General features: G+C 60.8%; 9 protein-coding genes. 1 reads left to right on the top strand and 8 read right to left on the bottom strand.

Annotated elements, in window-relative coordinates:
• Positions 1 to 2: 2 nt before the first annotated feature.
• The 3 genes from mdeB to AC1RRC_RS25295 all read right to left on the bottom strand — a co-directional run bounded on the left by mdeB (position 3) and on the right by AC1RRC_RS25295 (position 4,783).
• On the bottom strand, positions 3 to 2,690 hold the full coding sequence (mdeB, locus tag AC1RRC_RS25285; protein ID WP_493058320.1) for an alpha-ketoglutarate dehydrogenase: 2,688 nt from the start codon (positions 2,688 to 2,690) through the stop codon (positions 3 to 5).
• Between the two features lie 158 nt (positions 2,691 to 2,848).
• Positions 2,849 to 4,357, bottom strand: coding sequence for a tripartite tricarboxylate transporter permease (locus AC1RRC_RS25290; protein WP_493058321.1), 1,509 nt, complete (start codon positions 4,355 to 4,357; stop codon positions 2,849 to 2,851).
• Positions 4,358 to 4,783 carry a tripartite tricarboxylate transporter TctB family protein gene (locus tag AC1RRC_RS25295; RefSeq protein WP_493058322.1) on the bottom strand — a complete coding sequence of 142 codons (426 nt, stop codon included), beginning with the start codon at positions 4,781 to 4,783 and terminating at the stop codon, positions 4,358 to 4,360.
• A gap of 320 nt (positions 4,784 to 5,103) precedes the next feature.
• On the opposite strand from AC1RRC_RS25295, the gene AC1RRC_RS25300 reads away from it, so the two are divergent.
• The gene (locus AC1RRC_RS25300; RefSeq protein WP_493058323.1) at positions 5,104 to 5,871 is read left to right on the top strand and encodes an IclR family transcriptional regulator; all 768 of its coding nucleotides are present in this window, start codon (positions 5,104 to 5,106) and stop codon (positions 5,869 to 5,871) included.
• A 124-nt stretch (positions 5,872 to 5,995) separates the two neighbouring features.
• Here the strand turns inward: AC1RRC_RS25300 and AC1RRC_RS25305 are convergent, their stop codons facing one another.
• From AC1RRC_RS25305 to AC1RRC_RS25325, 5 genes are all read right to left on the bottom strand, one after another.
• On the bottom strand, positions 5,996 to 8,842 hold the full coding sequence (locus tag AC1RRC_RS25305) for a TonB-dependent receptor plug domain-containing protein (RefSeq protein WP_493058324.1): 2,847 nt from the start codon (positions 8,840 to 8,842) through the stop codon (positions 5,996 to 5,998).
• A gap of 86 nt (positions 8,843 to 8,928) precedes the next feature.
• A complete protein-coding gene (locus tag AC1RRC_RS25310) occupies positions 8,929 to 9,963 on the bottom strand; it encodes a FecR family protein (protein ID WP_493058325.1) in 1,035 nt (344 codons plus the stop codon).
• A complete protein-coding gene (locus tag AC1RRC_RS25315) occupies positions 9,960 to 10,469 on the bottom strand; it encodes an RNA polymerase sigma factor (protein WP_493058327.1) in 510 nt (169 codons plus the stop codon). The genes AC1RRC_RS25310 and AC1RRC_RS25315 overlap by 4 nt, the downstream gene beginning before the upstream one ends.
• 50 nt (positions 10,470 to 10,519) lie before the next feature.
• Positions 10,520 to 12,874, bottom strand: coding sequence for a S9 family peptidase (locus AC1RRC_RS25320; protein WP_493058328.1), 2,355 nt, complete (start codon positions 12,872 to 12,874; stop codon positions 10,520 to 10,522).
• A gap of 821 nt (positions 12,875 to 13,695) precedes the next feature.
• On the bottom strand, positions 13,696 to 13,938 hold the full coding sequence (locus tag AC1RRC_RS25325; RefSeq protein WP_493058329.1) for a hypothetical protein: 243 nt from the start codon (positions 13,936 to 13,938) through the stop codon (positions 13,696 to 13,698).
• Between the last annotated feature and the right edge of the window lie 3 nt (positions 13,939 to 13,941).

Genomic DNA, 13,941 nt, shown 5'->3' on the forward strand with positions numbered 1-13,941 from the left:
GCTTACTCAGTCATGGAAAATGGCTTCGACAAATTAAGTCCCAGCGAGCGCGCATCGTCGCCAACCTGGGACGGGTTGTTTTCGCCCCGGATTGCGCGCAGTGCGGAGAACGCGATCCATTTCGCGTCGACTTCGAAAAAATCCCGCAGGTTGGCGCGCGTATCGCTGCGGCCGAAACCATCGGTTCCCAACGCATGGAATTTGGCAGGGATATAGGCGCTGATGCTGTCAGCATAGGCGCGTACGTAATCGCTGGCTGCAATTACCGGTGCGTGACTGTGTCCCAGTTGTTGTGTGACGTAGGGGAGGCTGGACTCTTGACCAAACGCGCGTGCGCGTTCGGCCGCCATGCCATCGCGCGCCAGTTGCGTATAGCTGGTGACGCTCCATACCTCCGCCACGACATTGAATTGTTTAAGCAGCAGCTCAGCCGCGCCGAGGGCTTCCTTGAGGATCGGACCGGACGCCAGCAGACGTACGGCTGCCCCGGCTTGCGGTTGAAGGCAATACATGCCGCGCCGGATGCCGTCTTCCACCCCGGCCGGCATGTCAGGCTGGGCTTCGTTTTCATTGCCGACGGTGACGTAGTAAAACACGTCCTCATTTTGTCGCGTCATGCGCTCCATACCGTCCTGCAGGATGACCGCGACTTCATAGGCATATGCCGGGTCGTACGATACGCAATTGGGCACCATGGCCGCCATCACGTGGCTGGAGCCATCCTGGTGCTGCAATCCTTCGCCGGCCAGCGTTGTGCGGCCGGACGTGGCGCCGATCAGGAAACCCCGCGCGCGCTGGTCTGCGGCGGCCCAGATCAAGTCACCGATACGCTGGAAGCCAAACATCGAGTAGTAGATGTAAAACGGCAGCATCGGCAGGCCATGGACCGAATAGCTGGTGGCGGCGGCCGCCCACGATGAAATCGCGCCAGCCTCGGAAATGCCTTCCTCCAGGATTTGCCCGTCTTTCGCTTCGCGGTAATAGAGGATCGAGCCAATGTCTTCCGGTTGATACAGCTGCCCCCGCGACGAATAGATGCCAACTTGGCGGAACAGGTTGGCCATGCCGAAGGTACGTGCCTCGTCAGCGACGATGGGGACGATATGCTTGCCCAGTTTGTCGTGCTTCAAGAGGGACCCCAGCATGCGGACCAAGGCCATGGTGGTCGACATTTCCTTGCCACCTGCCTGGAACGCGAATGCCGCATAGCTATCCGCGTCTGGTAATGTGAGCGCCGCATCCGGGTTGCTGTTGCGTCGTGGTATGAAGCCGCCCAGTGCAGCGCGCCGTTGCAGGAAGTGGCGCATTTCCGGACTGCTTTGGTCTGGCTTGAAGAAGGCCAGCGCTTCGCAGTCGGCATCAGAAATGGGCAGGCGGAATCGGTCGCGGAATTCCTTGAGCGTTTCCGTATCGAGCTTTTTCTGCTGGTGCGTGGTCATCTTGCCTTGGCCTGCGGCGCCCATGCCATACCCTTTTTTGGTTTGCGCCAGGATTACCGTCGGTTGGCCCCGATGGTTCGCGGCAGCGTGGTAGGCGGCATGAATCTTCTTCATATCGTGGCCACCGCGGCGCAGGCGGTCAATGTCGTCGTCGCTGAGCGATGCGGCGAGCGCCTTCAGTGCAGGCGACTGGCCAAAGAAGTGTTCCCGGTTATAGGCGCCGTCATTGGCGGCAAAGGTTTGCAGTTGACCATCGACGGTCTGGTTCAGCGCCTGCACCAGTTCGCCGGTGGCGTCGCGTGCAAACAAGGGGTCCCAGTCCGAACCCCACAGCAGCTTGATGACATGCCAGCCGGCGCCGGTGAAGATGGTTTCCAGTTCATCGACGATATGGCCATTGCCGCGAACTGGGCCGTCGAGCCGCTGCAAGTTGCAGTTGACGACGAAGACAAGGTTATCCAGCCGTTCGCGCGAGGCCAGGCTCAGTGCGGCAAGCGATTCTGGCTCGTCCATTTCGCCATCGCCGAACACGCCCCACACCTTGCGGTCTTGTTGCGGCAGCAGCGTACGGTCTTCCATATAGCGCATGAAGCGCGCATGGTAAATGGCGCTGATGGGCCCAATACCCATGGAGCCGGTCGGGAACTGCCAGAAGTCAGGCATCAGCCAGGGGTGAGGGTACGACGACAGACCATGGGCGCCGTGTTTTTTTGCTTCCAGTTCCTGGCGATAAAAGGACAGTTCCTTTTCCGTCAGAGTGCCTTCCATGTAGGCGCGGGCATAAATGCCGGGTGCGGAGTGTGCCTGGAAGTACACCAGATCGCCGCCAAAGGAGTCCGTGCGGGCGCGGAAGAAATGGTTGAATCCGACCTCGAACAAGTCGGCGGCCGATGCATAGCTGGCGATATGGCCACCCAGTTCACCATAAGCGCGGTTGGCGCGCACTACCATGACCATGGCATTCCAGCGGATGATGTTCGCCAGGTACTGCTCGGCCGACAAGGCATCGGCGCCACCCGGGAAGGGCGCTTCATGCTCGGGACGAATCGAATTGACATAGGGGGTGCAATTGCCGTCACGCCATTGCATGCCGCTTTGCTGCGCGGCAACGCTCAACTGCGAGAGCAGGAAGCGGGCGCGTTCCGGCCCTGCCGCCTGGATGACGCTATCGAGCGCATCCAGCCACTCCTGGGTTTCCTGCGTGTCGCTATCGATGGTCTTGCTGACCTCAAAAGGGTTACGTATTTCCATGACATATCCTCGATAAAATTGGGAACAGCTTGCGGCGGCGCTTGGCAGCGCAGGCCACATGTGGTGTTGTAGGGGAGATACAACCCTGGCGCTCGATCGGCGCCAAGGCATCAACGTGCAGCGCGCTCACTGAGTTGCGGCGCTTTGCCCGGGGCGAACTATTCAAGTAGTGGTTCGCTGGCGGCGTTGGTCCGGCGGTATTGCACGAAGAATGAAACCGCCTGCCACACGGCAAAGAGGGCGATCAGGCTGAGCAGCGTGCCGCTGATGGGCCGCGTCAGGAAGGACGTGAAATCGCCATGGCTGATGAGCAGGGCGCGGCGGGCATTTTCTTCCAGCATAGGCCCCAGGATAAAGCCCAGCAACAATGGTGCGGCGTCGAGGTTCAGGCGCACGAATACGTAGCCGATCAGCCCGAAAGCGGCGGTAATGAAGATGTCATCCACATTGTTGTTGACGCTGTAGGTGCCGATACAGCAAAAGAACAGAATCGACGGGAACAGGACCGCGTAGGGAATCTTGAACACGGACAGCCAGTAGCGCACCAGCGGGACGTTCAGCGTGATCAGGAAAATGTTCCCGACCCACATACTGGCCACCAGGCCCCAGAATAAATCCGGGTGTCCGGCAATCATGTTCGGGCCCGGCTGGATGCCTTTGATGATGAAAGCTGCCATCATCAGCGCCATCACAGCGTTTTCCGGAATGCCAATGCTCATCAATGGGATGAAACTGGTGCGCGCAGCGGCTTCGTCGGCCGCAGCCTGGCCTGCGACGCCTTCAATGGCGCCGGAACCAATTTCATTTTTATACTTGCTGAATTTTTTATCGGCACCATAGGCAGCAAACTGTGCAATGACTGGGCCGCCACCCGGCATGATGCCCAGCACGGAACCGATCACGCTACCGCGCAATGCACTGGGAATAATGCGCTTGAATTCCAGCCAGGTTGGCATGAGCTTGATCTTGCCGCTGAACGGCGTTCGCTCGTCTTTGTTGTCGAGGTTCTTGGTAATTTCGGCAATGCCAAAACAGCCCAGCGCAATACTGACGAGGCCTATGCCTTCGGCCAGGAACGGCAAGTCCATGGTAAAACGGTGCATACCGCTATTGACGTCCGTGCCGACCTGTCCCAGCAGGATGCCGATCAGGCACATGGCCAAACCATTCAGCAGGCTACCGGACGTCACGAAACTGACGCAGACGCAGCCAACCAGCATCAGCGCGCAATAGTCGGCAGGCCCGAACAGGAAAGCTACCTCGCCCAGCACGGGCGCAAAGAAGGTCAGCACAACGATAGCGACGGTGCCGCCCACGAAGCTGGAAAATCCCGCCGTGAACAGCGCCAGCCCGCATTTTCCGTTCAGCGTCATCTGGTAGCCGTCAATACACGCGACGATACTGCTGGCATGGGGAATCTTCATCGTGATGGCGCTGACACTGTCGCCATATTGGGCCCCATAGTAAATGCCGGCAAGCATGATGAGCGCGCCGCTGGTGGGGATCGAATAGGTAAGGGGCAGCAGGATGCTGATGGTGGCCAGCGGACCGAGTCCCGGCAGCAGTCCGACCAGTGTGCCGACGATGCAGCCGATCGCACAGTACATCAGATTGTCCCAAGTCAGTGCGACTCCAAAACCGAGCGCGAGGTTATGCAGGATGTCCATTTAGTAGAGGGGCAAATTGAAGCCAAGCAGTTTTTGAAAGGCGAGGGCTACGATGACCAGGCCCGCCGAGATTTTGATGTTGCGTGCCACCGAATACTTTGCCGTGCCTGCCATGGCGGCAAAGAACACCATGTAGACGATGCCGGCGATCATATTTACTTGTTCCGTGATTAGCGCAAAACCGCACAGACTGCCGATGATGACGGCAATGTTTTTCAAGTTCAGGTGGATCGGAACGGGTTGCACCAGCAGCGCGCGGCCGACCATGAAGCCGCCGACCAGGAATAGCAGGCAACTATTCATCAGCGGGAACAGACCTGGTCCCGCCTGGCTGAACGTCCCCAGCGGATAGCGCAGGGATGCCAGCCCGAAAACCAGGGAAACCGCAACAATGAACAGCCCCCGGAGCAGATTGAGATCTTTCATAAGACGTCTCCAATTTTCTTGATTATGTGGACCAGGATTACCCTGGTGGTATGGGCAGGCGATGGACCGATCTTGTCATGCAGGTACCTCCAAAAGCAGAAAGTTAATTATTGCTTGTTCCTTTAAGTGGAACATCATTCCTATATGCGGTACATAATTGCACGCGTTTGCCGTGGAAGTCAAGTTGCGCCAGCTGACTTTTACGGGGCCGTAGCACAGTTTTCATTTGGCTCCACTTTGGCGGGTAGGCGGGACTTGCGTGGCAGTCGGATGTTCGTGTATAAATACCGGCACAACGTTCCACTTAAAGGTACATCATCTTGAGCACCAATCAATCGTTAGCCCGTGGCTTGCAACTGCTGGAAATAGTGGACGCTGCGCCAGGGCCTGTGGGCATCCGGGAACTGGCGCGCAGCCTCGAGGTCAGTGCGTCCATTGCGCAGCGCCTCGTAAACAGCCTGAGCGAAGCGGGATTCCTGGAACAAGTCACCGATACGCGCCGCTACCGCCTGGGGCATCGCGCGTTGGCGCTGGGATCGAAACATATGAACAGCGATGCGCTGTTTGTCAGCGCTGCAGCCGAGCTTCGCCGACTAGCCGAAGTGCGCCATCTGAACGGCTACCTGGGTGGACTACAGGGTGGGCAGATTGTTTACCTGCAAACGTTCCAGAGCCGTGGCGCCGTGGTGATTCGTGCTGAGCCGGGCGCGGTTGTTTCACCGCATTCGACTGCGATGGGCAAGGCGCTGCTGTCGACGCTGTCCGAGGAAGAGGTATCGATGATTGTTGGCGATCCGCCATTTCCAGCCCGTACCCCGAATACCATTACCGACGCCGTGGCCTTTGCCGACGAACTGGCGCGCGTGCGCAAGAATGGGATTGCTGTCGCCGATGAAGAGCACGAGCCCGGGGTGACCTCTATCGGTGCACCGATATGCGACCGCAACGGGCGCGCAGTTGCGGCTCTCAGCGTTGCATTCATCAGTAGCACGATCCCGCGCGGGCAATGGCATGAAATCGGCCAACTGGTGCGTGAAGCGGTGCAGCGGTGTTCGGCTGCCATTGGGAGTGGTGGCACCGGCCGCTGATTGGCGCTGTGCCGAAGCGCGCAGGAAGTATCATTAATCGCCCCCTTGGCAGGCAGCCGGTGGACGCGCAGGAAAAAACGGCCCGCCAGGGCGGGCCAAAGGGAGGAAGCAAGCGAAACGGGGATTAGAAGTTCTTTTGCAGCGTCAGGTAAATGAAGCGGCCCCGGTTGTTGTAGTTGTACGGGTCGTAACCGAACGAAGCGTTAAAGAACGGCGGCTGTTTGGCCAGCAGGTTGGATACCCCGACTGCTGCGCGCAGGCCCTTCAGGAAACCCGTGGCAGTCTTGTCCTGGTACGCCAGTTGCAGATCGACGAACATGCTGGCGGCAAGCGTGTACGGCGTGCCGCGGCGGTCTTCATAGCTGCCAACGTAACGTATCGTCGGCGACAGTTCGAAGGCGCCGTAGCCGGCCGAGCCGGCCAGCGAGCCGCGCCACTTGGGGGCGAAACCGTCGAAAGAGAAGGCCGCCAGGCGGTTTTCGATGACCCCCGGGGTTAGCTCCGCCTCGTAATTCAGGACCCGCGTGACGCTGCCACTGAGCGACCAGCGGACGGGGCCAGAGCGGTCGCGGTAGTTCCACTGCGCGTCAAGGCCGTTGGTCCTGGATTTGCCGAAATTGAGGTAACCCGCATCGATTGACTGCAAGGCGCCTGGACGGCCCAACGCGATATCTGCTGCGTTCTGCGGCGCCCGGACTATACGGTTGGGAAACAGCGCGGCGTAGTCGACCAGGGCCTGGTAGCTCGGCGAGACGACCCGGTCCTTCTGGGACACCCACCAGGCCGAGAGGCCGACGTCGGCATGGCGGGTATCCGCGTCGATGGGCGTGAAGCGGACGCCCAGCGTATAGCCGTGGGCGGTTTCCGCCTTGAGGCCGGCGCCGCCACCCCTGGTTGCCGGTACGCTGACCACTTCGCCGCCGCGCGCCGGATCGGTTGCCGTGACCGGGACGGTAAACGGCACGCTGTTCACATACGAGAGCGGCGGGGCGCGGAACGACGATCCCCACGTGCCGGACAGCAGCAGCCCCTCAACGGGCGCCCATTCATAGCCGATCTTCGGATTAAAGGTGCTGCCAAAGTCGCTGTAGTGGTCATAGCGTCCGGCGCCCGACAGCGTCAGCGTTTGCAAGACCGGCGCGCGCAGTTCAACATAGGCGCTGGCGACATTCCTGGCGCCGCGCGTGTTATCGAACGGCGACGTGATTTCAAGTTTTTCCCGGCGCATTTCCGCGCCAGCCGCGAATGACAGCGGACCACCCGGCAAATCCAGCACCGAGCCACTCAGTTGGCCGTCCGCGCTGACGGCGCTGGCCAAGTATCGCCTGTCGACCGAGGGCAGCAATGATTGCAGCAGCGCTGCGCTGCCTGCCGGGCCGGCCGTGAACAGGTTCAGCGTCGCGGCCCGGTCTGGATTGTTCAGCGCCGCCTGTATCCTGGCGGTGTCGTAGTAATGTTCTTCGTGGACGCGGTTATCGTCGCGCGAATAGTTCGCCGCGAGTTCCCAGCGCAAGCCATTACCCAGTTTTCCGCGCGCGCCGCCCAGCACGCGGGTAAAGGTGTCGGCTGGCTGATTGATATCGGGGCTGACGCCGGTCAGCAGTTTGTTGACGCCGACATCCACGCCGAAGGGATTGTACGGATTGCTTTTCGGGACAATCAGCGTGGTGCTGACAAAGGGCAGTGTCGACAGATATTCGCCGTTCTGGCGGGAGACCAGGACGTTGGCAAAGGTGGCGACACCGCCGCCCAGATCATAGGTCAGGTCGGCCGAGGCGCCGATACGCTCGACCGGCGATTGCAAATAGCTTTGCTGATAGTATTCGCTGCCGCGGCTCTCCTGTCCGGCGGTGGCGGCGAAATCCGCGATCGATGGCGTGCCGCTGGCCGTGGCGGGAATGATGGCCCGGCTCGATGCCAGTCCGGGCAGGTTGAGGCCATCGCGCGAATACACCGTGCCCTGGCTGGTATAGGGGACGCGGCGGTCCGTGAAGCCGAAGCGGCGGTAGTCCAGGTCGCGCGTCCGTTCCCGGTCGCCGAAGGTAATGCTGCCAGTCTTGAAATAGTCGGCTGTCAGCGAACCGCGCAGGCCGCCGGAGGCAAACCCGTAGCTGGCGGACAGCCTACGCTCCTGGCCCACGCCGCCTTGCGCCGCGCCATAGCGCGCATCGAGCGTCAAGCCGTTGCCGGAGCGTTTAAGGATGACGTTGACGATGCCGCCGACCGCATCCGCGCCATAGATCGCCGAGGCGCCGTCGGCCAGCACCTCGATCCGTTCGACGGCCGACAGGGGGATGCTGCCGGGGTCAAAGGAAACGCCGGTAGCGCCGGAAGGCGTGACCCTTCGGCCATCGACCAGGACCAGCGTGGTGCCCGTGCTCAGGCCTCGGAGCTGGATCGGCGCGGCGCCAAGAAAGGCGCTGGCGGTCGACGGTGTCATCCCGGCCTGGCTGCTTTGTGCGACCACGTCGCGCACCGAGCTTTCGCCGCTGCGTTCGATGCTCTCCTTGTCGAACAGCGTGACCGAACCCGGTATCGATTTCGATGAGCGTGCGATGCGCGACCCGGTCACAATGACGCGCTCGACAGATTCGCCCGTGGCATCTGGCAGCGTGGCGCTGTCTGCCGCCATGGCCACATCAGGGCGGACAATCAGCAGGCCCGACTGGCCGCTTTCCACATGCAGGCCGGAACCCGCAAGCAGCGCCGCCAGCGCCTCGGCCAAGCCGTATCGTCCTTTGAGCGCCGGCGCGCGCTTGTCTTTGACGGCATTGCTATCGAAAGTGATTTGCTGCTGGGTGGCGCGCGCCAGCGCCAGCAGCGCGGGGCCCAGATCCTGGGCCGGTATATCGAGCGCATAGGTTTGCGCCTGTGCATAGGCAGGTACGGCTTGGGCGAACATCGCCAGGACCGCCATCGCAGTGCTGGCCGGCAGTACTTTTTTCTTGCAGTTCCACTTCACGTTCTTCATCGCATCTCCTCGTTGTTATCTGGTGTGTTGTGCCAGTACACGTTAAGACGCGCCAGCCGCGCGAAGGGACAGCAACATCGGAAAAATTAGCGCACCAGTTGAATTTCTTTTGCGGATTTAACGACGCGCACGGCATTGAAGGCCGTCACCGCTTCGGCAAACGCATCCACATCCCCGACATTGAACATGCCGTTGACACGCATGCGTGCGATGGCCGGGTCGGAAAACACCACCTTGCGCTTCGAATAGCGATTGACCCGCTCCACCGCGGTCGACAGCGGTTCATCGTCGAAGCTTAACTGGCCATGCTCCCACGACAGGCTGCGCTCGGCGTCGACTGGTGTGACGGTCGCCGCCGCCGCGGGTTTATTCACCGCGACCACGAGTTCGCGCCCTGGCATTAGCGAGGCGTCCGCACTGGATTTGAGCGCACCCTCGCGCGGCCGTTGCAATACCGGATTTTCCTTGCCGGCTTCGAGGACCGCGACGCGGCCTTCATAGAGCAGCACGTGGGCTTGGGATTGCAGCAATTCGACGCTGAACGACGTGCCGGTGGCGACCACCACCTTGTCGCCGACGCGCACGGAAAACGGGCGCAACGGGTTGTGGGCGACGTCGAACTTGGCGCGGCCGCGCACCAGGATTAACTCCCGGCGGTCATTGCGGAACTGGACATTGACTTCGGTCCTGGCATCCAGCGAAAGGCGGGATCCGTCTTCGAGCAGCGCCACGCGCCGTTCACCAGTGTCGGTTTCAAATACCAGCGCGGCGTCTTGCAACGCCAGGTGGCCGGTCACGGTGGCCACCACCATGGCCGCGACGCCGCCGAACCACGCCCATGCCCGCCGGGCGGGCGGCATCCAGCGCCTGCTGTTGGCGCGCCGGAAGCTGTCGAGCGACGCCGTGCGCACGCGGATGACTTCCGCCATCTCCGCGGCCTGGTCCGCCGCGTGCCACACGCGAAATGCGTCTTCAAGCGCCTTCATATTGGCCGGATCCGCGCACCATGTATCGAATTCGCGCTGGGTGTCCGCATCGAGCTGGCGCTCGGCGAGCAGCATGCTCCACATGGCGGCTTCGGTGTCGCGCTCGAGCATGGTTTTTGGGTCGTCGGGATTCATTGCTCCTCTCGCATTCGTGCCATGATCAGCGCCATCGCATGCGCGATCTGTTTCTTCACTGCGCTCGCGGAAATGCCAAACGCTTCACCAATCACGTCCTGGCTCATCTGATCAATCCGGTAAAGGGTGAACATGGTGCGCGTCCGTTCGGGCAACTCCGCCAGGGCGGCGGCGAAGCGGGCAAGTTCTTCGCGGCCCAGCGCAATGCGCTGCGGATCCAGCGGGTCGATGTCGCCGGCGTCGCTGAAGCCGGCCGATTCGCGGTATTGTTGCCGAATCTGGGCCCGCCGCGCACGGTCTATCAGTAAATTCTGTGCAATCTGAAAAATATAATGGTCAGGCGCGCCATCCGTTTCAGTCCTCAGCATCCGCACGAAGACTTCTTGTGTGAGGTCTTCCGCCTCGCTGTGGTCGCCGACTCGGCGGCGGAAGAACGACATGAGCGCAGGCCGCCAGCGGCGGTTCAAGCGCTCCTGTTCCTGCTCGTAGTGAGACTCGTGTTGCATGGCCTATCCCGACGCTTGTGAAAATTGTAGCACCGACGCTGACAACCGCTTCACGAGCCGCGTTTCAAGGTTTTCCAGCGTTGGAAGTCTTGCCCGCTTTGCTGGTCGCCGGCGGTGGCGCCCAGCAGCCAGAAGCTGAACCAGTTGACGTTGCCTTGCTGGGACAGATAGCGCTCTTGCGGCTTGACCAATACATGCGTTGCGTCGGGCAAATACAGCACGTCGACCGGCTTGCCTTGCAGCTTCAGCGACGAATACAGTTCCCATTCCTGGAGCACGGATGATTTACCCAGCATCTCGATCCTGACAGGGGCGGAAATCTTGCCGGCATTCATATCCGGGCTGTGGGTGAGCCAGTGTTGCAGGTTTTCTCCCCACGGCGGCCCGCTGTTGAGCCCATCGTATAGCGGTTTGATCCCGTTGCCGGGCGAATGATTGAGCGAGTACGCGTGATATTGCAGATAGCCGCCGCTTAGGCCATCGGCAATAGTGGCAGCCGCGAACCGGCGGCGCGAATGCGTGAGCGCGTAGCTTACGTGATAGCAGGTGCGGCTGAAACCAATCAGGCCCACCCGTTCCGGGTCGATGTGATATTGCGCGGCAAGGAAGTCGATGGCCGATTCGATGCCGCGCATTTGCGTCGGGCCTTCCTGCGCTGTACCCATGGTCGGGCCGTCAAACGCATTCAGTTCCAGCACCGCAATGCCTTTCGCGGCAAGCGCCTGGCTGGCAAATGCAGTCGTATAGGGACCGTCAGGGGAAAAGCGGGATGGGTCAAAAAATTTCAGTGCGATGACGACGGGCCAGCGGCGTTGCTCCAGTCCTTCGGCCTGCGGAACAATCAGCCCGCCGGACCATTGATGCCCATCCCGGTCGGTCCAGCCGACTGCGCGGGCAGGCAGCAAGCGGAGTTGCCGGATCCGTGGATGAGGATCGAATTCGAATTGCCGTGCAGTGGCGCCACGCTCCAGCCCCACGATGCGCGGTGGCGCGTTGGCATCTTCGTCGACGAAGAATTCGACATTGCCGATGGCGAGTCGGGGTTGCAAGGGGACTTCGGTGCGCGCGGTACGGCGCCAGTGGCCGCCGGTGCGTACGTACATCGACTTCCAGCGCTGTCCCTGGCTCGCCATGCTGGCGAGCCCTTCACCTCCGCCGGCCCCGGCCGCGCTGAACGCCACCACTCCGTCGGCGTGATTCCACGCCAGTTCCGCGATCCGTTCGCCAGGCTGGGCGTCCTCGTAGGCCGGCAAAATCTTCGCGGCTGCCTGCCGTGCCGGTTCCAGTTCCACTGTCTGTGGCGCTGCCGCGAAGCTTGCGCCAGGTGGTAAATCGTTGGGTCCAAGCAGGGTGTTGGTCACGATGACTTTGCTCCCATCGGGGGACCAGAGCATCCGGCTGGTGGCATAGTTGCCGGTGGCAGTGGCGGTGGGCGCCGACAGCAGGGGCGTTACCCGTTGCTTGGTCACGTCGATCCGGTAGACCTGCAACGCCATGTTGGGCAGGTTGTCGATCAGCCTGGCGGCGCCCGGGGCCGCATTCCAGGCGGCTTCAAACGCCGCATCGGTGGTGGCGGCGGGCAGCAGCGCGATGGCCTGGTCGCCGGCTGGTGCGATCGAGAATTGCACATGGGTGCGCAGCAGGTTCACAGCCGGCTCGGTAATGCGTTGTGCCGTCCGTTGGCCGCGTTGCAGATAGGCCGCGCTCATTTTTCCCAGATTGTCTTGCTCAGGAAAGATGAGCCTGGACAGCGATTCGTCCTTCAGGTAGCCGCCAGGCGATGGGTAGGCTGGATTGCCTTTGGCTGTCGCAAAAAATACGCAGACATCGCCCTTCAAATCAAACGTGTTGACATCGGCATCCACCTGCGTAATTTGCCGGGTACGGCCGGTGCGAAGGTCGTGGCGAAACACTTGCACTGCACCACGCGCATCGGGCGACAGAAAGGCCAGCGCATGGCCTCGATCCACCCAGCGCAGCGACGACACCGGCGCGTCATTGGAACTGCTGGCGCGTTCGGCAACGGGGGTGGCCGCAAACTTTGCCGCCTTGTCCTGGCTGATGATCCATACCGTCGAGCGCACCATTCCCGCCGCGAGATCGCCTTTGGATGTGACGAAAGCAAAGCGGCGGCCATCCGGGGAGTGCGTGAGCTTGCCTTCTCCCATGCCATCGATGGTTGTCCGTTCAATTGCATCTTTGACAGTAAACGGTTGCAAGAGACGCTCATCCGTGGTGACCGTGGCGTTGCTATATGGCAAGCATGCGATGGCGCCAAGCGCGCAGGCCAGTGCGAGGCTGGCTTTCCGCAGGGTTGTAATCAAGGTCATGTTCGCAATTTCTCTGGTAGTTAGACGTAAATGACGTGATCCAACGGCTCGGTTGGATCGGAACCGGGCGCCCAACGCTGGCCGCCATAAACGTTAATACGCACCAGACCCGGTGCGGGACAGCGCTGCGAGGAAAAAAGTGCGAGGTTCAGAATGTGCCAGGTATGCCGTCACTTACGCTAAAATTGCTATAACAATGCTCAACGCCATGTGCTCGGAAAGGGAGTTGAAAATGGTGGACTATTTTCTGTCTCGGCTCCATTTCTGATCACAAAAGGTAAACGAATCGCCATGCGACCAGCCAATGTGCTCGCTGAGGCATTACCGCGGTATGAGCGTCATCATCATCGGTGAAGCGGCCACAAAGGTGATGGATGCCTACACCGAATTTTCACTGGCGCATCCGGAAGTACCGGTGTCCAGATCGTAGTTTCACTGAGCTTTAGCGAATTGCTTGCAATAGAGCAATTGATTTGCGGTGCCGCCGGATAGGGGCCTTTTTAGGGGCCTCGAACCAAAAACGCAGCGCCGGAGTGCCCAATCTCCCTATGACAAACCGCTCCAGTACGAATCCCACCGCCTCCGCCAGAACAAAGTAAAAAACCTCCCCTGCGGGAGGTTTTTTGCTTTGTGGCGGACGGAGTCGGCGGGATTCGAAGACGGAGCCCCCTGAAGGGGGCGAGGCTATTCGAATCAACTGACTGTTGCGCCTGCGGCGCAACGCTGCGCGCCGAGGGCGCGCACAGCACGCGTTGTCGGCTTCGTTTAGCACCGGGGCCGGACGGCGGCGGTGGGATTCCAACCCACGATGCGGATTCCCATCCGGCCTTTGTGCTATCCCACTAGGAATGAATCAGGTCCATTTTTGGCAAGCGCCAGATGACCTCTCGCAAGTCTTATTCCACAGATGGCGGCGTGGAGGTGACCTGCTTTTGCGCGAGCTTTGCGGTTTCGACAGCGCGCATCATGGCCATTTTGATGCGAAGCTGATTGATCACCATTTCACGCAATCCGCCACTGGTATACCCAAGGGCTACGACACAGCGGAATTTGTACAGGCGGGCCGCATCCCAGGTCGCTTGGTGGCTGAACTGAGAGCAGCGACGAGTGTGTTGCTGATTTGCGTAGAGGATGGTCAATTC

The sequence above is a fragment of the Pseudoduganella sp. GW821-FHT12E03 genome (assembly GCF_058807115.1).

Coding starts and splice junctions, on each gene's coding strand:
- AC1RRC_RS25305 (WP_493058324.1), bottom strand. CDS start 8,842: ATGAAGAACGTGAAGTGGAACTGCAAGAAAAAAGTACTGCCGGCCAGC.
- AC1RRC_RS25290 (WP_493058321.1), bottom strand. CDS start 4,357: ATGGACATCCTGCATAACCTCGCGCTCGGTTTTGGAGTCGCACTGACT.
- AC1RRC_RS25295 (WP_493058322.1), bottom strand. CDS start 4,783: ATGAAAGATCTCAATCTGCTCCGGGGGCTGTTCATTGTTGCGGTTTCC.
- mdeB (WP_493058320.1), bottom strand. CDS start 2,690: ATGGAAATACGTAACCCTTTTGAGGTCAGCAAGACCATCGATAGCGAC.
- AC1RRC_RS25315 (WP_493058327.1), bottom strand. CDS start 10,469: ATGCAACACGAGTCTCACTACGAGCAGGAACAGGAGCGCTTGAACCGC.
- AC1RRC_RS25310 (WP_493058325.1), bottom strand. CDS start 9,963: ATGAATCCCGACGACCCAAAAACCATGCTCGAGCGCGACACCGAAGCC.